Genomic DNA, 21,311 nt, shown 5'->3' with positions numbered 1-21,311 from the left:
ATTTTGCACGGCAGCCCAAAGGAAGCCCCATGAATCTGCCTCCCCGTCAGCAGCAAATCCTCGAACTGGTCCGCGAACGCGGCTATGTCAGCATCGAGGAAATGGCTACGCTGTTCGTCGTTACACCGCAAACCATTCGCCGCGATATCAATCAGCTCGCGGAAGCTAATTTGTTGCGTCGCTACCATGGTGGTGCCGCTTACGATTCCAGCGTCGAAAACACCGCCTACGCCATGCGCGCCGACCAGATGCGCGATGAAAAACAGCGTATCGGCGAAGCCATTGCCGCGCAGATCCCCGATCACGCCTCGCTGTTCATCAATATCGGTACCACCACCGAATCGATTGCCCGGGCGTTGCTCAATCACAATCACCTGAAAATCATCACCAACAACCTCCACGTGGCCTCGATGCTCAGCGCCAAGGACGACTTCGACGTTCTGCTGACCGGTGGCAATGTGCGGCGTGACGGTGGCGTGGTCGGTCAGGCCAGTGTCGACTTCATTAACCAGTTCAAGGTTGATTTCGCCCTGGTCGGCATCAGCGGTATCGATGAAGACGGCAGTCTGCTGGACTTCGACTATCAGGAAGTTCGGGTGTCCCAGGCGATCATCGCCAATGCCCGACAGGTCATCCTCGCGGCTGACTCCAGCAAATTCGGGCGCAACGCCATGATTCGTCTGGGGCCGATCAGCTTGATTGATTGCCTGGTGACCGATCAGCAGCCTGTGCCGGCGTTGGCGCAGTTGTTGAGCCAGCACAAGATTCGACTCGAAGTCGTTTAACCCCTCACATCTTCGTCGGCTGTACCGACGCCATCGTCGGAACGCCGCCCGGAGCAAGCTCGCTCCCACAGGTTCACCGTAACCCTTGTGGGAGCGAGCTTGCTCCGGGCGGCGTTCCGACGATAGCGATCTCTCATGCACCTCCTCTTTCGCGTCGTTATACGCATCTAAATGTTCGAAAATTTTCCTTTAACGGCCCTTCGATCAGTATTTTCAATCGAAGTTAACTGGCTGTGGGCGACTTTATGGGCTACCATTTTCGCAAATGAACATTAATGTTCGAATTCCAATACAGAAAATCATAAAAGCCCGAGGCTAGCCGATGCCCACTTCTACCTTGCCTACGCCCCCTCTCGCTGAGATCTACGATATCGCCGTCATCGGTGGCGGGATCAATGGCGTGGGGATCGCAGCGGATGCCGCCGGTCGCGGTCTTTCGGTGTTTCTTTGCGAAAAGGACGACCTGGCCAGCCACACCTCTTCAGCCAGCAGCAAGCTGATCCACGGTGGCCTGCGCTACCTTGAACATTACGAATTCCGTCTGGTGCGCGAAGCCCTGGCCGAACGCGAAGTGCTGCTGGCCAAGGCGCCGCACATCGTCAAGCAGATGCGCTTCGTGCTGCCGCACCGCCCGCACCTGCGTCCGGCGTGGATGATCCGCGCCGGCCTGTTCCTTTATGACAACCTCGGCAAGCGGGAAAAACTCGAAGGCTCGAAAAGCCTGAAGTTCGGCCCGGACAGCCCGCTGAAAAGCGAAATCACCAAAGGCTTCGAATACTCCGATTGCTGGGTCGACGATGCTCGTCTGGTGGTGCTGAACGCCATGGCCGCCCGCGAAAAAGGCGCCCACGTTCACACCCAGACCCGTTGCGTCAGCGCTCGTCGCACCAAGGGTCTGTGGCACCTGCACCTGGAGCGAGCCGATGGCAGCCTGTTTTCGATCCGTGCCAAGGCACTGGTAAACGCCGCTGGCCCATGGGTCGCCAAGTTCATTCGGGATGACCTGAAGATGGAATCGCCGTACGGCATCCGCTTGATTCAGGGCAGCCATCTGATCGTTCCGAAACTGTACGAAGGCGAACACGCGCACATTCTGCAAAACGAAGATCAGCGCATCGTCTTCACCATTCCGTACCTTAACCACTTCACCCTGATCGGCACCACCGACCGCGAGTACACCGGCGATCCGGCTGCAGTTGCGATCACCGAAGGCGAAACCGATTACCTGTTGAAAGTGGTCAACTCCCATTTCAAGAAACGCATCAGCCGCGACGATATCCTGCACAGCTATTCCGGTGTTCGTCCGCTGTGCAACGACGAATCCGACAACCCTTCGGCCGTCACCCGCGACTACACCCTGGCGCTGTCAGGCAGTGGTGAAGAAGCGCCGCTGCTGTCGGTGTTCGGCGGCAAGCTGACCACCTACCGCAAACTGGCCGAGTCGGCGCTGGCGCAACTGACTCCGTACTTCAAAGACATCAAGCCAAGCTGGACCGCCAGCGCAACCCTGCCGGGCGGCGAAGACATGACCACCCCGCAAGCCTTGTGCGCCTTGATCCGTGACAAGTTCGACTGGGTGCCGACCGAAATCGCCCGCCGCTGGGCCACCACCTACGGCAGCCGCACCTGGCGCATGCTCGAAGGCGTGCAGAATCTCAGTGATATGGGCGAACACATCGGCGGCGGTCTCTACACCCGCGAAGTCGATTACCTGTGCAGCGAAGAGTGGGCGACCACCGCGCACGACATTCTGTGGCGCCGCAGCAAGCTGGGGTTGTTCACCACCCCGGAGGAACAGGACAAGCTCAAGGATTACCTGAACAAGGTCGAGCAGAACCGCAGCAAGATCGAAGCGGCCTGATCGGAAATCCGGTTAAAAACGAAAGCCCTTGAATCTCACGATTCAGGGGCTTTTTTGTGGGGACCTACTGCGCCAGATGCAGCAACAGGAAATCGATGAACGCCCTCGATTTGTGGGGCAAATGCGGGCTGTTGGGAAACACCACGTTGACGGACTGCGAGGGCAGCGAATAGTCGGGCAACAACCGGATCAGCCGCCCGCAGGCGATGTCGTCCTTGACCACCCAGGCGGGCAGCACCGAGACGCCTAGCGACGACAACGTCATGGAGCGGATGGCCGTGGAAGAATTGGATTCAAATTGATTGATCCCGTTGATCTCGACAGCCCCCAATTGCGGATGGCGCAACGCCCACTGGGTCGGCGCCTGCAGGTTGCTGTTGGCGATCCACGGCACCGAATTCAGGTCCTGAGGATTCTGCACCGGGTGACGAGCAAGAAACATCTCGGTAGCCACCAGGAAAATTTCATAATCCGCCAGTTTACGGCTCTTGAAAGCCGAGTCCGCCAAGTTACCTAGACGGATGACCAGGTCTAACTTTTCCGCCACCAGATCATTGAGTGACGAGTTGAAGTTATAACAGAGTTTTATTTCCGGATAGCGCTCTATAAATTCCGGAATCAACGGCAGAATATACGCCTCACCGTATTCACTGGTGGAACTGAAGCGCAGTTTACCGGAAACCCGATTATGCCCTTTTAATACATTATCAAAGGCAGTATCAATATCCGCGACAATACCTTTGAACTCTTCATAAAAGTCTTGACCGATTTCGGTGAGGGATATATTTCGGGTATTACGAATCAACAACGTCGCTGACAGCACGTCCTCCAGCGCCTTGACATGCAGGCTGGCCATGGCTTTGCTGATGCTCAGATAATTGGCAGCCTTGGTGTAAGAACCAAAATCGACCACGGCCAGAAATGTCTGGACCCGATTAAGATGAGTGTGCATAGCAATACGGCTCACTGTTAAATCCTGTCAAACATTATTTCAAGGATAGTCGTATCGACAGTTCAAGTCCACCGCCCCTATGCTTTGCAACAAAGGGGAAACAACATGACCTATCGCTACAAAGTTGCACTGATATTTCTGATTGGCTTTTTTATAGACTGCATTAACATCTTTATGTCGGCGGTCGCATTACCGAGTATATCGGCGGCGTTGCACGTTAGTACTTCAGACGTTGCCTGGGTGGCTAACGCTTACATTCTGGGGCTGACACTGATCATCCCGGTCAGCACCTGGCTGGCCGGTCGTTTTGGTAGTCGGGAAATCCTCACCGCCTCGATGATCGTGTTCACAGGCTCCGTATGGATGTGCGGGCTGGCCAACAGTTTCAACGAACTGGTGATCTGGCGCTTTATCCAGGGGATTGGCGGCGGCCTGTTGATTCCAGTCGGCCAGGCGCTGACGTTCAACCTGTTCAAGGGTGAGCAGCGGGCGAAAATATCCACATTGGTCATGGCCGTTGCCCTGATAGCGCCCGCCATTTCACCGACCATCGGCGGCATCATCGTCGACAGCAGCTCCTGGCGCTGGGTGTTCTACAGCAACATCCCGTTCTCGCTGATCGCGGCATTGTTGTCCTGGTTCTGGATCAACGAAGCGCGGCCGACGAGTTTGCCCAGACCCGACATCAAGGGCTTGCTGTTGGTCAGCGCGGCACTCGGCAGCCTGCTGATGGGCATGTCGTTGTATGGCGGCGACGCTACGGCATGGTTGGCCGCCCTCTTCGTCATGGCCGGTGTTGCTTTCGTCGTGCTGTACGGGCTGCACTACCGCACGTGCAAAAACCCGATCATTGAACTGAGCCTGCTCAAAAGCAAAAAACTCAGCACCTCCATCTTTATCTATTACGCGATTCCCGGTGTGTTCACGGGCGTCAACTTGATGAGCATTTTCTTTCTGCAAAACACCCTGCAATTCAGCGCCCGACTGACAGGGATGTTCATGATCCTGTACGCCATCGGTGCGTTCATCGCGATGTTGATCTGTGGCCGGGTCTATAACCGGATGGGCGCAAAGCGGCTGTTTGCCCTGGGCATGCTGTTGCACAGCGCCGGCATTGCCACCCTGTTACTGGTGAACAATCCCTCAGACCTTTGGGTGATTGTCATCGCCTACAGCTTGATGGGGATCGGCGGCGGCATCGGTGCCAACACAGCACAAACCACGTCGTTGATGGACTTTGAGGGTAATGACACCCACAAGGCCAGTGTCATCTGGAACATCAACCGACAGATATCATTCAGCATCGGTGCTGCCCTCTTCCTGATGGTTTTCAACCTGCTCTTGAAGCATTTCGATACCACCCAGGCCTACCACGTGACCTTCGCCATCGCCGCGCTGGTGGGCCTGTTCCCACTCTTTCAACTGCGTCAGTTGAACACTCAAAAGGACTGTCATGCACAACAAAATAGTTGAACAGGCGCACCACAGCATTCATCACGTGCACGAGCTGATCCACACCCTGTTCACCGACGCAAACGGTAAGGGGCAGGCCGCGCTCGAGCCGCTGATGTCGGCATTCGCCGAGCACTTCACCATGGTCGCCACTTCAGCCGCCATCGTCAGCCGGGCGACGGTCGAACAGATGTTCAAGGGGGCGGTCGGCGCCAAGCCAGGCCTAGAGATCGTCATCAGCGACCTACAGACGGTCTGGCAAGAAGGCGACAGCGTGGCGATCCGCTACAAGGAAACCCATCGCCTCAACCAGCGCGAAAGCTCACGGGCTTCGGTGGCGATCATTGCCATCCATCACCACAACGCCCAATGGATCTACCTGCATGAAACGCCGCTAAGCCAGGAACGCTGATTTGGTATGAACGGCAGGATCACTGGCTCTTGTTTCGCCGATGAGACGTTAGCGGCCCCAAACACCATTCGGTTTTCCGAACGCGACCTGTCGGTCGATTCGGTTAACCGGATTCGCTAACGTCAAAATCTGCGCCATAAATATTTAATACCCTTATAAATCAATGATTTGATCTGTTAGGCCTGGCCTGGCACGAGTCATGCTCTACACTCTTGGACGAATGTCCGCTGTGCCAACCCTTCGGGAGCCGGCAAGCATTCGAAGCACAAAAAGGGCCGATGAACTGGCTCCATATAAAAACAATGTCGAGGAAAATTTGATGCGCATCGTTCCCCATATCCTGGGCGCAGCCATTGCTGCCGCTCTGATCAGCACTCCAGTTTTCGCCGCCGAACTCACCGGCACCCTGAAGAAGATCAAAGAGTCCGGCGTTATCACCCTCGGGCATCGTGACGCTTCCATTCCGTTTTCCTATATCGCGGACGCTTCCGGCAAACCGGTTGGCTACTCCCACGATATCCAGCTGAAAATCGTTGAAGCCATCAAAAAAGACCTCGACCTGCCGAACCTCCAGGTCAAATACAACCTGGTCACCTCGCAAACCCGTATCCCGCTGGTGCAGAACGGCACCGTGGACGTCGAGTGCGGCTCCACCACCAACAACGTCGAGCGTCAGCAGCAAGTTGACTTCTCCGTCGGCATCTTCGAGATCGGCACCAAGCTGCTGGCCAAGAAAGATTCGCCCTACAAAGACTTCGCCGATCTGAAAGGCAAAAACGTCGTGACCACCGCCGGCACCACGTCCGAGCGCATCCTCAAGTCGATGAACGCCGACAAGCAGATGGGCATGAACGTCATCTCCGCCAAAGACCACGGCGAGTCCTTCAACATGCTGGAATCGGGCCGTGCCGTTGCTTTCATGATGGACGACGCCCTGCTGGCCGGTGAAATGGCCAAGGCCAAGAAGCCGACCGACTGGTCCGTGACCGGTACTCCACAGTCCTACGAAATCTACGGCTGCATGGTCCGCAAGGGCGACGCGCCGTTCAAGAAGGCTGTGGATGATGCGATCGTCGCCACCTACAAGTCCGGCGAGATCAACAAGATCTACGAAAAATGGTTCATGCAGCCAATCCCGCCAAAAAACCTGAACCTGATGTTCCCGATGAGCGACGAGCTCAAGGCCCTGATCGCCAATCCGACCGATAAAGCGGCTGACGACAAGAAGTCCTGATTTCTGACTAACCTTATCTCCTGAGAGGGCCACTGCCCTTTCAGGGATAGTCACTCCCTGCTGGCATATTTGGAAACACTCGAACCGGTGGCTGTCGAGCCGCTCGTGTGTGCCTGACCGTCAAGGTCGGGCGGGAACGGAGCTTCCCCAGGCGGGCATTTGTATATCGAACGATCTGAGGGGAGACCCTAATGAATTACAACTGGGACTGGGGCGTGTTCTTCAAGTCCACCGGCGTGGGCAGCGAGACGTATCTCGACTGGTACATCTCCGGTTTGGGCTGGACCATCGCCATTGCCATCGTGGCCTGGATTATTGCCCTGACGCTGGGCTCGATTCTTGGCGTCATGCGCACCGTGCCGAATCGCATCGTGTCGGGCATCGCGACCTGCTACGTCGAGCTTTTTCGTAACGTGCCGCTGCTGGTTCAGCTGTTCATCTGGTACTTCCTGGTACCCGATTTGCTGCCGCAAAACCTGCAGGACTGGTACAAGCAGGACCTGAACCCGACCACTTCGGCCTACCTGAGCGTCGTTGTCTGCCTGGGCCTGTTCACCGCTGCGCGCGTTTGCGAACAAGTGCGTACCGGCATCCAGGCGTTGCCTCGCGGCCAGGAAGCCGCCGCTCGCGCCATGGGTTTCAAGCTGCCGCAAGTTTACTGGAACGTGCTGCTGCCCCAGGCTTACCGGATCATCATTCCGCCGCTCACCTCGGAATTCCTGAACGTGTTCAAGAACTCGTCCGTGGCCTCGCTGATCGGTCTGATGGAGTTGCTTGCGCAGACCAAACAGACCGCCGAGTTCTCCGCCAACCTGTTCGAAGCCTTCACCCTGGCGACCCTGATCTACTTCACGCTGAACATGGGCCTGATGCTGCTGATGCGCATGGTCGAGAAGAAAGTTGCCGTACCGGGCCTGATCTCCGTAGGGGGTAAATGATGGAATTCGACTTCTCGGGCATCATCCCGTCCTTGCCGGGCCTGTGGAACGGCATGGTCATGACCCTGCAACTGATGGCGCTGGGCGTGGTCGGCGGGATCATCCTCGGTACGATCCTGGCACTGATGCGCCTGTCCCACAGCAAATGGCTGTCGAACATTGCCGGCGCCTACGTTAACTACTTCCGCTCGATCCCGCTGCTGCTGGTCATCACCTGGTTCTACCTGGCGGTGCCGTTCGTGCTGCGCTGGATCACCGGCGAAGACACCCCGATCGGCGCGTTCGCATCCTGCATCGTGGCGTTCATGATGTTCGAAGCGGCGTACTTCTGCGAAATCGTCCGGGCTGGCGTGCAGTCGATCTCCAAGGGCCAGATGGGTGCTGCCCAGGCCTTGGGCATGACGTATGGCCAGATGATGCGTTTGATCATCCTGCCGCAAGCGTTCCGCAAGATGACCCCGCTGCTGCTGCAACAGAGCATCATCCTGTTTCAGGACACCTCGCTGGTCTACGCGGTCGGCCTGGTGGACTTCCTCAATGCCTCGCGTGCCAGTGGCGACATCATCGGCCGCTCCAATGAGTTCCTGATCTTCGCAGGGCTCACGTACTTCACAATCAGCTTTGCCGCCTCGCTGCTGGTCAAGCGTCTGCAAAAAAGGTTCGCCGTATGATCTCTATCAAGAACGTCAACAAGTGGTATGGGGACTTCCAGGTACTGACTGACTGCAGCACCGAGGTCAAAAAAGGCGAAGTGATCGTGGTGTGCGGGCCGTCCGGTTCTGGCAAATCCACGCTGATCAAATGCGTCAATGCCCTGGAACCGTTCCAGAAAGGCGACGTTGTGGTCGATGGCACGTCCATCGCCGACCCGAAGACCGACCTGCCGAAACTGCGTTCGCGCGTCGGCATGGTGTTCCAGCATTTCGAACTGTTCCCGCACCTGACCATCACCGAAAACCTGACCATCGCGCAGATCAAGGTGTTGGGTCGCAGCAAGGAAGAAGCCACGAAGAAAGGCCTGCAACTGCTTGAGCGCGTCGGGCTGTCTGCCCATGCGCATAAGCATCCGGGCCAACTCTCCGGCGGTCAGCAACAGCGTGTGGCAATTGCCCGTGCGCTGGCGATGGACCCGATCGTCATGCTGTTCGACGAACCGACCTCGGCGCTGGACCCTGAAATGGTCAACGAAGTACTCGACGTGATGGTGCAATTGGCCCACGAAGGCATGACCATGATGTGCGTAACCCACGAAATGGGCTTCGCCCGTAAAGTGGCGGACCGGGTGATTTTCATGGACCAGGGCAAGATCATCGAAGACTGCCAGAAAGAGGATTTCTTCGGCGACATCAGCCACCGCGCCGAGCGTACACAGCACTTCCTCAACAAGATTCTGCAGCACTAAGAAAGGCACCGCTCCCCAAATGTGGGAGCGGGCTTGCTCGCGAAGAGGCCATAACATTCAGCATTATTAATGTTGACTGACACACCGCTTTCGCGAGCAAGTCCGCTCCCACACTGGGCCTGTGGTGGTCTCAAGATTTGTGTTGTGGTTGACCCAAGGCATCTGTGATGAAATGCGACCCCACTCTCTATCGCGCCGCGCCGCCATCACTCGCCGTGAAACCCCGTCTGATTCGCCATCTGTTCCTGCCGCCGCTGGTCATCGCCCTGATGATCGGATTGGGTTACATCGGCTTCTGGGTCAGTGAACACTACGGAATTCGCAGCCTCAGCGAGAACGGCCAGCGTCAGCTTGAACTGCACGCCCGCGCCGTCGAGAGCGAGATCAGCAAGTACACCTACCTGCCCAGCCTGCTGGAACTCGAATCCAGTGTTTCGAAGCTGTTGGCCGACCCGTCACCGGAACACCGGCAGACGGTCAATGAATACCTCGAAGGCCTGAACCGGCGCAGCCGCAGTCGGGCCATCTATGTGATGGACACCACCGGCCGTGTCATGGCCACCAGTAACTGGCGCGATGTCGACAGTTACCTGGGCGAAGACCTGTCCTTTCGCGCCTATTTCCAGAATGCCGTGCGCGGTCAGCCGGGGCGCTTCTACGGCATCGGCAGCACCAACGGCGAGCCCGGTTATTACTTGGCTCATGGCCTGGAAGAACACGGCAAGATCATCGGCGTCGCGGTGGTCAAGGTCCGCCTCGAAGCCATGGAAGAACGCTGGCAGCGCGCGAGGCTGGAAGCTTTCGTCAGCGATGAAAACGGCATCATCATTCTTTCCAGCGATCCGGCACGGCGCCTGAAATCGGTTGTGCCGCTGAGCGATGAGACCAAGGAAAAACTGGCCCGCAGCCTTCAGTACTACTGGTTTCCACTGAACGAACTGCAGCCGCTGGCCCGGGAAAAACTGGCGGAAGGCGAGGAGAAACTGACGTTCCCCGCCAACAGCGAACTCGTGTCCGATGAAGAGGACATCAGCTACCTCTCGCAAACCCGCCCACTGAGCGATACCCCATGGAATTTCACTTTGCTCACGCCGCTGCAGGATTTGCGACGTGAAGCGATCAATCAAGGGATTCTAGTGGCGGTGGCGTTTGCCCTGGTGGCGTTCCTGCTGATCGCCTGGAACGAGCGACGCAAGGTGATCGCCACACGCCTCGCCGCCCGGGAAGCCTTGCAGGAAGCCAACAATCAACTGGAGCGTCGGATTGCCGAACGCACCACCGATCTGCGCGCCAGCAACGAACGGCTCAAGGGCCAGATCCGCGAACGGCGTCTGGCCGAAGAGACGCTACGCCGCGCCCAGGATGAACTGGTGCAGGCCGGTAAACTCGCGGCCATCGGCCAGATGTCCACCAGCATCGCCCACGAATTGAACCAGCCACTGGCAGCGCTGCGCACATTGTCCGGCAACACCGTGCGTTTTCTTGAGCGTGGCCAGTTGGACGTTGCCAGCACCAACCTCAAGACCATCAACGAACTGATCGACCGCATGGGCCGGATCACCGCCAGCCTGCGTTCCTTCGCCCGTCGGGGTGACGACAAAGGTCAGGCCAGTCTTGGCAAAGCAGTGGATGCCGCCTTGCAGCTGCTGGGCGGTCGAGTGGAAAGCGCTCATCTGCAACTGCACCGAGGCTTCGCCGATCTCCAGGTGCAGATCGACCAGACCCGCCTCGAGCAGATTCTGGTCAACCTGATCGGCAACGCCCTCGACGCCATGCAGGTACAGCCGCTGCCGGAGTTGTGGCTGGAAGGCGAAATCTTCGATGGCAAATATCGCCTTCGTGTACGCGACAACGGCCACGGCATCGACGTCGAAGCACGTAAACATCTGTTCGAACCGTTCTTCACCACCAAACCCGGCGAACAGGGTCTGGGCCTCGGCCTGACCCTTTCCGCCAGCCTGGCCGCTGCCACCGGCGGGCATCTGGGTGTCGAACACCCGGCCAGCGGTGGTACCACCTTCGTTCTCAGTTTACCGTTGGTAAGCCCCACTCACGCCGAGCCAATATGAACAACGACCTTAGTGTGCTGATCGTCGAAGACGACCCCCATGTGCTGCTCGGCTGCCAACAGGCGCTGACCCTGGAAGACATTCCCTGCGTGGGCGTCGGCAGCGCCGAAGAAGCGCTGGAGCGGGTCGGCGACAACTTTGCAGGCATCGTCATCAGCGACATCCGTCTGCCGGGCATCGACGGCCTGGAATTGCTGACCCGACTCAAGGCCCGCGATCGCAGCCTGCCGGTGGTGCTGATCACCGGCCACGGCGACATCTCGATGGCTGTCGGTGCGATGCAGAAAGGCGCCTATGACTTCATGGAGAAACCTTTCTCCCCCGAACGTCTGGTCGATGTGGCGCGCCGTGCGCTGGAGCAACGCAGCCTCGCGCGGGAAGTCTTTTCGTTGCGTCGGCAACTGGCGGAACGGGATTCCCTCGAAGGCCGGATCATCGGCCGCTCGCCAGCCATGCAGAACCTGCGGGAATTGATCGCCAACGTTGCCGATACGTCGGCCAACGTGCTGATCGAAGGCGAGACCGGCACAGGTAAAGAGCTGGTTGCGCGTTGCCTGCACGACTTCAGTCGGCGGCACACCAAGCAGTTCGTCGCGCTGAATTGCGGTGGACTTCCGGAAAACCTGTTCGAAAGCGAAATCTTCGGTCATGAAGCCAACGCCTTCACTGGCGCCGGAAAACGGCGGATCGGCAAGATCGAACACGCCGACGGCGGCACGCTGTTCCTCGACGAAGTGGAAAGCATGCCGCTGCCGCTGCAAATCAAACTGCTGCGGGTATTACAGGAACGCACCCTGGAACGCCTTGGCTCGAACCAGAGCGTGGCGGTGGATTGCCGGGTGATCGCGGCAACCAAGTCCGACCTGGATGTGTCGAGCAAGGCTGGCGAGTTTCGCAGCGACCTGTATTACCGCTTGAACGTGGTGACTCTCGAGTTACCGCCGCTGCGTGAGCGCCGCGAAGACATCCTGCAATTGTTCGAGCACTTCCTGCAGCAGTCGTCCCTGCGCTTCGACCGTGCCGTGCCGGACCTGGACAACCAGACCCTGTCGAATCTGATGAGCCACGACTGGCCGGGCAACGTGCGCGAACTGCGTAACGTCGCCGAGCGTTTTGCCCTCGGCCTGCCGGCCTTCAAGAAATCCGGCGCCAGCGGCAGCAATCAGGGCCTGGCCTTCGCCGAAGCGGTAGAAGCTTTTGAACGCAACCTGCTGAGCGACGCCCTGCAGCGCAGCGGCGGCAACCTGACCCAGGCGAGTCTGGAACTCGGGATGGCCAAGACCACGTTGTTCGACAAAGTGAAGAAGTACGGACTGAGCCACTGATGGACCTGATTCTCAAGGCAACCCTGGGCGCGGCCGTGGTGGTGATCCGGGTTGGAGGCTTCGTTGGCGGTGGCGGCGGCTTGGTTGATGGCGGCGACTGTGCTTGTCAGTGTTCGGGTTCGCCTCCACGCCTGACCACATGCCCCTGTAACTGATCGGTGACAGCCCGAGTTTTCCTCGGGTGCTGCACGCGATCGACTCGGTGCGCGAAAGCAATGCGACGATTCTGCTGACCGGCGAAAGCGGCACCGGCAAGGAAATGGTCGCCCAGGCGATCCACAAACACGGCAATCGCGCCGACAAGCCTTTCGTCGCGGTCAACTGCGCGGCGATCCCCGAAGGGCTGCTTGAAAGTGAAATGTTCGGCCATCGCAAAGGCGCGTTCACTGGCGCCGTGGCGGATCGGGTCGGGCGTTTCCTGCAGGCCGACAAGGGCACGCTGTTTCTCGATGAAATCGGCGAGATGCCGTTGGCCTTGCAGGCGAAAATCCTGCGGGCGTTGCAGGAGCGGGTGAACGAGCCAGTATGCGATCCGCGTGAGCGTAAGGTTGATGTGCGAGTGATCGCCGCGACCAACAAGAATCTGCTGGAAGCGGTGGCCAACAAGGAGTTTCGCGAGGACCTCTATTACCGCCTCAACGTGTTCCCGATCCCCCTGCCCGCCCTGCGCGAACGGGTCGAAGACATCGCCCCGCTGGCCCGGCATTTTGCTCACTCGCTCGGGGCCACGGCGGGCAAGCGTTTTACCGGGTTCAGCGCGGAAGCCTTGCAGGTCATGGCCAGTTATTCGTGGCCGGGGAATATTCGTGAACTGCAAAACTGCGTGGAGCGGGCGACTATTGTTGCTTCGGGGGCGGTGATTGAAGAGGAGGATCTTCCGGCTTATCTGTTCGCCTCAAGTCCCGCCGCCAACGGCACACAGAGGGCAGCGTGCCAGCGGACCTGGAAGCGGCATTGGCGGAGGTTGAGAAGGCTTACATTCTGGCGGCGCTTGCGCAGAGTAATGGCGTGCAGGCTGCAGCGGCGCAGTTGATCGGGATCTCGGAGCGCAGCTTCTGGTATCGGCTGAAGAAACTGGGGATTCACGTGGACAAGATTGTGCGTTGAGCCCGCTCCGATGTCTTGTTTAACGGCGCTCTGAGTAACTTCATGAGAGCTCGCGCAACGTCCATGAATGGTAACTGCATTTTGGGAAGCGTCTGACATCAATTCGTTTGCGCCCTTGTTAGCGTTGCACTGAACCCGGCTCCAGGACGTTCTGTTGTGATCTGGCCATGGAAGGTCTTTCACACGTATTGCATCAACGTCCCCGAGCCTGTGCTACGTCACCAGACAAGGAACACTGGATGTTTGACGCTACCCCACACGCCCGCTTCAGCCTCACAATCAACGACTTTAAACATGACCTTCAGGTGCTCAGGTTCACCGGCAAGGAACTCATCAGCCAGCCTTACGCCATTGATGTCGAACTGGTCAGCGAAAGACCGGACCTGGACCAGGAAAGCCTGCTGAATAGACAAGCCTTCCTCGCCTTCAACGACGCTGGCAACGGCATTCACGGGCAAATTCATCGCGCTGGCAAAGGCAGTTTCGGAAAAGGCCTGACCCGCTACAGCCTGACGCTGGTGCCCGGATTGGCGTATCTGGAACACCGCATCAACCAACGCATTTTTCAGCAATTGACCGTCCCGCAGATCATTGCGCAGGTACTGGAAGACCACGGCATCCATCGTGATCTTTACCTGTTTCAGTTGGGCAGCGCTTGTCCGGATCGTGAGTACTGCGTGCAGTACGACGAGTCGGATCTGGTTTTCATCCAACGCCTCTGTCAAGAGGAAGGTTTGCACTACCACTTCAGGCACAGCCGGGAAAAACATGTGATGGTGTTTGGCGACGACCAGACCGTGTTTCCCAGGCTCGACAGCCTAACGCCCTACAAACAAGACAGCGGCATGGTGGCCGAAGGGCCGGTGATCAACCACTTTGACGTGGAAGTGAAAGCAGGTACCAGCCGCACCACTCGCCGCGCTTACGACTTCAACAAGGCTCGCATTCTGCTGGAGTCCGAGTGCAGGCCTGATACCCCTCTGACTCAGCCGGATCTGGAGGATTACCACTACCCGGGTCGTTTTTTCCATCGCGATCGCGGCAAGCTCCTGAGTCGACGCGCGCTGGAGCGTCATCGCGCCGACTACCGTCAGGCGGAGGGTAAAAGCGATCAGCCGGCACTGGTCTGCGGGCACTTTCTGCCACTGTCCGAACATCCGCAGGAGGAATGGAACGACCTTTGGTTGCTGACCGAAATCCAGCACGAAGGTGCGCAGCCTCAGGTCCTCCAACAGTACGCGGCCAGCATCAGCACCGGTCATGCAGAGGGCTTCCAGGGTTATCGGAACCAATTCCTCGCCACGCCTTGGGAGGTGTTCTTCCGTACGCCACTCACCCACAAAAAACCGCGAATCTCCGGTACCCAGACCGCCGTGGTCACCGCCCCGAAAGGCGAAGAAATCCACCGCGACGCGTACGGACGGGTCAAGGTGCAGTTTTTCTGGGATCGCGAGGGTCGCCACGACGATAAAAGCAGTTGCTGGTTACGGGTGTCCTCCCCTTCGGCGGGCAACGCCCACGGCAGCGTGACCCTGCCAAGAGTGGGCATGGAGGTACAGGTCAGCTTTCAGGAAGGCGACCCGGATTGTCCCGAGATCAGCGGATGTTTCCCCAACAGCGCCAACCCGGTGCCCTACGAATTACCCACCCATAAAACCCGCAGCGTATTCCGCTCCCGCAGTTCTCCAGCCAGCACGGGGTTCAACGAACTGCACCTGGAAGATCGCGCCGGTCAGGAGTTGATTTACCTGCGCGCCCAGCGCGATATGGAACAGAAGATCAAACACGACAGCCGTCTGGAGATCGGCAATGAGCTGCGCAAAACCGTCAAGGGCGACAGCTTCACCGTACTGGAATCCAAAGAACATCGAACCACTGCCGGTGACCGACAAATACAGCTTAAGGCCAGCGATTACCTGCAGGTTGCCGGCAACAGCCATACCCGAGTCGATCAAACGCTGACGTTGCAAGCCGGCCGGAAAATTACTGTCGATGCGGGCGATCATTTGGTTCTGAAGGCCGGGGCAAGCATCACCTTTGACGTTGGCGGTCAACACTTCGTGATGGTCCACGGGGGAATTTTCAGCAGCAGTGAAACCCAGATCGGCGGTGCTCCCATGCGGGCGGCAGTCGCCTCGCTATTAATGCCTGGGTCAGTTGATGACTTGTCTGCGCCACCTGAACTGCCACCTATGCTCGCGTCTTCCCAGCCCGGGTTGATGACGGCGAGCAACGCGTTGGGGGCAGATTTCTGCCCGATCTGCGAAGCATGCCGTGATGGCGCCTGCCTGACGCGAGGAGCTGCCGCATGATCGATGCACTCCCCAATCAGTGGATGAACGAACAGCGCCGCTCGGGCCATGAACTGTGCCTGGTGCTGGACTCGCAGAATGAGCGAGAAACCCGTCAGTTGTTATTGAAGTCCAGCGGATATGAGCAGTACTTGGGTGTCTACAACGCCACTACCATCGCTGATCTGGCCGATGCCGGTCCGTTCCTCTTCACGTTGGACCAGTCCGGCGACAGGCGCCTCGACGACCTGCTGGATCATCCTGAACGCAACTGGGGCTGGCTCGCGAGCGTGGAAAAAGGTGCCCTGCGCCAACTGGTCAATCACTGGCATGAGCGGTTGATCGTCGGGACGCGTCCCTATCAAGCGATATATCGCTTTCACGACAATCGAGTGTTGACTCGCGCGCTTGAACATTTGCCGGTCGAGGAGTATCCAGCTTACCTCGGGCCGGCGATCAGCGTGTGCTACTGGAACGGCACCGCTTGGAAAACCGCCCATAGCCCTTCCCCCGGTACGTATCCCGTGCCGGATAAACCTCTCTGGTTGCGCACTCCCCTTCCTCATCCGCAGGCATCGGAAATTCGTAGGCTCAACGCCCATCGTTACTTGTTGGACGAGCATGTGAGGGCCTACGCAAGGCTCGCCGAACTGCATGACCCAGACATCTGGTTGCGCGACCGACTGGCCTTGGCGGATGCATGGGGCTGGCTTGAGCCGGAGCAACTGGAGTTTCTACTGACCCAGAGTTTGCAGGCGCCCGCCTATACGCTGGCGCCGCACTGGCAAGTACGTCCGGATGAAAGGCCAACTGAACACTTTGAGCGGGTGCATCGGGCGATGGAGTTTTGGCAGAGAGACGACCCGTTATGAAAAGCGTATTACGCAACGCAGCGCTGGGCTGTTGCCTCGCGCTAACCGCAGGCTGCGCCGCCGAGTCGCCGAACACGTTCACCTTCACCGCTGATTTGCCGCCCAACTTTGCCTACGTTGCAGCGGTTTACTACGTGCCCGCGAAGGGTGAAACCTGCACCGTTGAAACAAGGGACAACTTGGCGCCTGTTTTCAATAACGAATGGCGAAAGGAATACAAACCCGATTCTGAAATCACTATTCGCAGAACTCAGAAAGGCTGCCCATTGGTGGTCAGTCGTATCAAGTTGGACATCAACTCGGCTTATGGAGAAACCTGGAGAGATGCAAGTGGGGATGCCGCCAGCGTGGTAATTCGCGATGAACTCGAGGATCAGTACAAGGGGACCTTCAACGAAGCGGGCGAAAGCACCTTTTACGGCCAATGCCAGTGGTTGTTTCGCACATCAGGCAAGCCCCGCATCCTCAGAAAAATCCTCGACTGCAAATCTACCGATGCACGGGGGGAACTGGAGCGTGGCCGCCCGTTCTCGACGTACACCCTCGATCAGTTGCCGGGCAAGACCGTGAAAATGAAGGTCACGTTGGCGCAGGAGGAAAGGCCGGGCTGGGGAGATACGTGGGTCAAAGTGCCCGGCGGCTGGAAGCGTTGCATGGGCAAAAGCTTTGAGGATCAAGACGCGTATTGCTTCGGTAATCACATCGATTTCAGCACCTTCAAAATGGTGGATGGGCGCACCTGCACTATTTACCCCGGCTGCACGGAATAAGGAGATTTTGACATGACGTCATTGGAAAAGGATTTGGCATCCAGCTTGAGCAGTCGCGTGCTCGCCTGCCCTGTACAAGGTAAATGGAGCAGTTTTCAGCTGGTCGACGAGTTCGGCTCTGGCGAACCGTACGCCGGATTGGCCTATACAGCGATTGACTCGGAAGGCCAGGGTTATAGCGGCCATCTCGATGCTGCGGGTACCAGTAAAATCACCAACCACTTTGCGGGGCCGGTTACGTTAGTTCTTGACCAGAAATACGAAGGACAGGAAGCGGTTTATGTGCGAGCTAAAGAACGACCGCACTACCCCCTCAAAATTACCGAACTCCAGGTACGCGCCGAGCGAACCCGTTATCGGAACCAAAACTCAACACGCACCAAAGACAATCCCGCACAAGCCTGCGCTGACGAGTACTTCCAGGTGGAAGTGCGCCATCTGGTCGAGCATGTCACGCATTTGCCCCCCGATGTTTATCGCCATTACCCCCACAGCACGGGGACGGCGAAAATCATGGGCAAACATGGCGCACTCGGCGTGGCCCTGACGCCGCAACAACACACGGTGCTGGAAGTGCGCCCTCTGCGGGCCTTACGCCCCATGCTGTCCACCAGCTCCAAATTCTGCGCACTGAATCTCTATCAACTCGCACTGATGGCAACCTTGAGCTACTGCCCCTTTGGCATGAAACCTGAAAAGCGACCCATTAAAGAAGGCCCCGTGAATTTCCCACTGCAACCAAGCGTGGGCAACTGGTTCGGTGATGCATTGGCCAAATCCGATGAACTGTGGCGGGTCGATTCGGGGCAAATAAAAGCTTTCTACCCGCTGTATGAGGATGTGCCGTACTCCAAACGTTTGGAAATCGTGCCATTCGACCCGGGTATCTATGCCGTAAACAAGCCTGACCGGGAAGGCGATCAGGAACACCCCACCAACATTCACTTTCTCGACGATACCGATGAGAAAGGAGCCACCGATACCCAAGCCTTCATCACGCACAACGACGAACTGATCCTGATTGCAGTACGTGGCACCTTCGAACTCGTCGCCGATGGCTTGCGCGATGCCGATGCGTTTCAAGTGCCGTTTGAAGACACCGACAGCAAAGTGCATCGTGGTTTCTACGAAGCCGCGCAGAAAGCAGCCATCTTTGTCGTCAGGTATCTGGATAAGTTCTACGCAGGGCAAAAGCTCATGATTTGCGGCCACAGCCTGGGTGGCGCAGTGGCGTTGTTGCTTTCGGAAATGCTGCGTCGCAGTTCTGAAGGCTACAACATCCAGCTCTACACCTACGGCGCCCCCCGCGCCGGTGACGCCAACTTTGCAAAAGGCGCGGCGCCGCTGGTGCATTACCGCATGGTCAACCACAACGACCCGGTTCCGAGCGTCCCCGGCAGCTGGATGAACACCAAGGCCGGTGTTTTCGGGGCGGGGGCGGCGCTGACCTTTGTCAACGTACCCGCCGGCCTGTCGGTGTTTGTGGCGGGCATTACCAACTGGACGGGCGAACTCTACGAACACCACGGCACGTTGCGCCATGCCATGCCGGTGGAGTTTGGTCGTCAGGAAATGTCCTCGATCCTGTGGGAGCCGGGTTGCGACACCATTACCCAGCATGCGGCCTGCACCGTGGCGCTCCAGCAAAAAAACGGGTTACCGGATCGGCCGTCGTTGCTGACTCAACTCTTCAATGCCGGTCACCACTCGATGGTGGGCGGGTACGTTCCAGCTTGCTGGGCAGCGCTAAGGCGTTGGCAAGAAGCGCAAGAGTCGAAACGGTCTCTGGTCACCGAGCGAGAGTTTGGATGGGTGGAGGGTGCGCTGGAACAAGTCACCGAGCAGTTGCGCAGTAAACGACGTGATCTGCTGGGGCGCCCGGATGCTTATGTGCGCACCCAAGAGCGAACGCTCGATGCGATCAATCATGAGATCGATAAGGTACAAACAACACGCACTCGATTGGCGACCCTTCGGCACCGGAGCGTTAGCGAACAAGATGTTTACGGGCTGCTTTCAGAACAACCTGAATATCTGGCAGAAAACCTGCCGCGCTGGCAGGCACATCCAGAAAATCAGGCCGCTGAGCAGTTGGCCATGGCACCAAAGAGCACGAACGATGACAGACTAATGGCCTCGATCTACGGCCGTAGCATTGGTGCGCCGCATACTCTCGATATCGATTCGATCAGTTAAACGATTGTGGCGAGGGAGCAAGCTCGCCACAGGCTTCCTACTGTGCGTAAACCTGCTGCAACTGCGCCTGCGTCAGCGCATCCTCGAACGGCACCGGCACCGATTTCACCGCGCCATAGAGGTTGCGATAGCGCCAGTAGTTGCCGTTGTTGGCCAGTTGATAACCGCGCTCGACCACGCGCTGGCCATCGAGCACATAACGCAAGGTTTCCTGGGCGGCTTCCGGCGGTGCCGGTTGCATCAGGTCGGTGGCCAGCACGCGCATGGATTCGTCGATGCACTCGTCGAGCACGGCCGTGACCTTCGCCAGATCCAGGCTGCCGTCGTCAATGCATTGCTTGCCGCAACGCCGGATCGGCTGGCTGGCCACTTCGATGCGCATGCGGTACAGCGCTGAACCGGCAATGTCCTGGACCTGCACCTGATTGATAAGCAAAAAACTGCCGCGATCAGCCGTCAGCATCAGCTTGGGTTCAATCACCAGACGCGCGGTGACTTGCCCCTCCCCTTGCTTCAACCCGGCCATTTGCGAAGCCTGTTGATAGCGCTGTTGCAGACGTTCCTGCAAAGGCACGCCAGCGAGCAGATCGGCCATCGGGCGCGAATCCTTGAGTGCAGTCTTCTCCGCATCGCGCTGCAAGCTGCCACTGCCCATTTGGGTGTTGATCAGGCTCGCCACCAGCAAACCCGCCAACCCTGCCGCATTGGAACCCGCCACCAGGTTATGACTCGACGAAGCCGCCTTCTGCGCCGCCTCGGCGTCAATCACCGTGCTGGCACCGACAAACGCCTGCGGCAGCTGCATGTCCACTTTCAGCCCATGAGCCTGGACGTAGGACCCGGCACTCTGCGACTTGAAACCGGCCTCGGGCGCCGGTTTCTGCGCGCAACCGGCGAGCATCAGCAAGGCCAGCGCGCTGGCCCCCATGATCGGGCACTTCATTGCTCGAACGGCGTGATCATTTGCTGACGGCTATTGTCCATGGCCTGGTAGAAGGCATTGGACAGGTTGGTGTAGGTCGGCTCATCCCACTCGCCCTGGGCGGCTTGCACCGCGGCAAAGGGTTTGAACCACAGCAGTTTGTTGTCGACCAGATCGACCACCATGCCCTGCCCGCTCACCTGCGCCATCGGAACGCTGGTCGGCACAAATCCGTAGTAGCTGCGGGTAGCACCGGTAGCGAAGACATTCACCAGCAACAGACGATCGACGCCGTAAGCGCCCTTGATCGGCGTCAGGTCACGGCCCGTATACCCTTCACGGAAGCTGGTTTCCTTATAGACTTTCAGGTCAACCGGCTCGTTGATTCGCTTGACCTTGTAGCCCTTGGCTTGCAGCTTGGCGACGATGATATCCGGCAAAGTGTTCAGGTCGCGCACTTGCCATTTTTCGACGTTGTCACTGAGTTTGCTGTTGACGCCCCGATTGATCGCGTAATCGAGCATCCCCTGTTGACCGGTCAGCGCCAGCACCGGCGCCGGCACCACAGTGATGGCCACGCCGATGGTCGGCTCTTTGGCATCCCAGAATTGTTTATCCAGCGGAACAGGCGGTTGAATGTGGGCGCAGCCAGTGAGGGTCAGGCAGGCGAGCAAGGTCAAGGCTGAAAAAGTGCGTAACGCGTGAAAGGTCATGGATCAAATC

17 protein-coding genes and 2 pseudogenes are annotated in these 21,311 nt (G+C 58.1%); 16 read left to right on the top strand and 3 right to left on the bottom strand.

The annotated features are described in order from the left end of the window. Positions 1–29 precede the first annotated feature (29 nt). Together ACYZT7_RS06970 and glpD are read left to right on the top strand one after the other, a co-directional pair. Positions 30–785, top strand: coding sequence for a DeoR/GlpR family transcriptional regulator (locus tag ACYZT7_RS06970; protein ID WP_007916700.1), 756 nt, complete (start codon positions 30–32; stop codon positions 783–785). A gap of 322 nt (positions 786–1,107) precedes the next feature. Then, a complete protein-coding gene (glpD, locus tag ACYZT7_RS06965; protein ID WP_462040458.1) occupies positions 1,108–2,646 on the top strand; it encodes a glycerol-3-phosphate dehydrogenase in 1,539 nt (512 codons plus the stop codon). Between the two features lie 64 nt (positions 2,647–2,710). Here the strand turns inward: glpD and ACYZT7_RS06960 are convergent, their stop codons facing one another. Continuing rightward, positions 2,711–3,598 carry a LysR family transcriptional regulator gene (locus ACYZT7_RS06960; RefSeq protein WP_462041755.1) on the bottom strand — a complete coding sequence of 296 codons (888 nt, stop codon included), beginning with the start codon at positions 3,596–3,598 and terminating at the stop codon, positions 2,711–2,713. A gap of 105 nt (positions 3,599–3,703) precedes the next feature. On the opposite strand from ACYZT7_RS06960, the gene ACYZT7_RS06955 reads away from it, so the two are divergent. From ACYZT7_RS06955 to ACYZT7_RS06890, 14 genes and pseudogenes are all read left to right on the top strand, one after another. Continuing rightward, complete coding sequence (locus ACYZT7_RS06955) at positions 3,704–5,071, top strand: MFS transporter (RefSeq protein ID WP_462040457.1); 1,368 nt, start codon at positions 3,704–3,706, stop codon at positions 5,069–5,071. After that, entirely contained in the window at positions 5,052–5,462 is a 411-nt protein-coding gene (locus ACYZT7_RS06950) for a DUF4440 domain-containing protein (RefSeq protein WP_462040456.1), read from the top strand. The genes ACYZT7_RS06955 and ACYZT7_RS06950 overlap by 20 nt, the downstream gene beginning before the upstream one ends. Before the next feature lie 319 nt (positions 5,463–5,781). After that, positions 5,782–6,696 (top strand): glutamate/aspartate ABC transporter substrate-binding protein, encoded by a 915-nt coding sequence (locus ACYZT7_RS06945; protein ID WP_462040455.1) that lies wholly within the window; start codon positions 5,782–5,784, stop codon positions 6,694–6,696. Positions 6,697–6,887: 191 nt separating this feature from the next. Further along, on the top strand, positions 6,888–7,634 hold the full coding sequence (locus tag ACYZT7_RS06940) for an amino acid ABC transporter permease (RefSeq protein ID WP_462040454.1): 747 nt from the start codon (positions 6,888–6,890) through the stop codon (positions 7,632–7,634). After that, positions 7,634–8,305, top strand: coding sequence for an amino acid ABC transporter permease (locus ACYZT7_RS06935; protein ID WP_347804494.1), 672 nt, complete (start codon positions 7,634–7,636; stop codon positions 8,303–8,305). The genes ACYZT7_RS06940 and ACYZT7_RS06935 overlap by 1 nt, the downstream gene beginning before the upstream one ends. Then, entirely contained in the window at positions 8,302–9,036 is a 735-nt protein-coding gene (locus ACYZT7_RS06930; RefSeq protein WP_462040453.1) for an amino acid ABC transporter ATP-binding protein, read from the top strand. Before ACYZT7_RS06935 ends, ACYZT7_RS06930 begins: the two co-directional genes overlap by 4 nt. A gap of 167 nt (positions 9,037–9,203) precedes the next feature. Continuing rightward, on the top strand, positions 9,204–11,105 hold the full coding sequence (aauS, locus tag ACYZT7_RS06925; RefSeq protein ID WP_462040452.1) for a two-component sensor histidine kinase AauS: 1,902 nt from the start codon (positions 9,204–9,206) through the stop codon (positions 11,103–11,105). Then, entirely contained in the window at positions 11,102–12,430 is a 1,329-nt protein-coding gene (gene aauR / locus ACYZT7_RS06920; protein ID WP_462040451.1) for a two-component response regulator AauR, read from the top strand. The genes aauS and aauR overlap by 4 nt, the downstream gene beginning before the upstream one ends. Positions 12,431–12,481: 51 nt before the next feature. Next, positions 12,482–12,565 (top strand): annotated as a pseudogene (locus ACYZT7_RS06915) (GlpM family protein); the annotation flags it as partial. Positions 12,566–12,581: 16 nt separating this feature from the next. Beyond that, positions 12,582–13,537, top strand: a pseudogene (locus tag ACYZT7_RS06910) (sigma-54 interaction domain-containing protein); the annotation flags it as partial. 239 nt (positions 13,538–13,776) lie between these two features. Beyond that, positions 13,777–15,849 (top strand): type VI secretion system Vgr family protein, encoded by a 2,073-nt coding sequence (locus ACYZT7_RS06905; protein WP_462040450.1) that lies wholly within the window; start codon positions 13,777–13,779, stop codon positions 15,847–15,849. Further along, positions 15,846–16,700, top strand: a complete 855-nt coding sequence (locus tag ACYZT7_RS06900; RefSeq protein WP_462040449.1) for a DUF4123 domain-containing protein — start codon at positions 15,846–15,848, stop codon at positions 16,698–16,700. Before ACYZT7_RS06905 ends, ACYZT7_RS06900 begins: the two co-directional genes overlap by 4 nt. After that, on the top strand, positions 16,697–17,470 hold the full coding sequence (locus tag ACYZT7_RS06895; protein WP_462040448.1) for a hypothetical protein: 774 nt from the start codon (positions 16,697–16,699) through the stop codon (positions 17,468–17,470). Before ACYZT7_RS06900 ends, ACYZT7_RS06895 begins: the two co-directional genes overlap by 4 nt. Positions 17,471–17,482: 12 nt before the next feature. Further along, the gene (locus ACYZT7_RS06890) at positions 17,483–19,666 is read left to right on the top strand and encodes a lipase family protein (protein ID WP_462040447.1); all 2,184 of its coding nucleotides are present in this window, start codon (positions 17,483–17,485) and stop codon (positions 19,664–19,666) included. Between the two features lie 37 nt (positions 19,667–19,703). Here the strand turns inward: ACYZT7_RS06890 and ACYZT7_RS06885 are convergent, their stop codons facing one another. After that, on the bottom strand, positions 19,704–20,609 hold the full coding sequence (locus ACYZT7_RS06885; protein ID WP_462040446.1) for a hypothetical protein: 906 nt from the start codon (positions 20,607–20,609) through the stop codon (positions 19,704–19,706). Then, a complete protein-coding gene (locus tag ACYZT7_RS06880) occupies positions 20,606–21,301 on the bottom strand; it encodes a hypothetical protein (RefSeq protein WP_282375343.1) in 696 nt (231 codons plus the stop codon). The genes ACYZT7_RS06885 and ACYZT7_RS06880 overlap by 4 nt, the downstream gene beginning before the upstream one ends. Positions 21,302–21,311 lie beyond the last annotated feature (10 nt).

This window comes from Pseudomonas sp. RT4P38, assembly GCF_054897765.1.
Note: the sequence above shows the minus strand (reverse complement) of the source record. Positions and strands in the feature narration are given on the sequence as shown.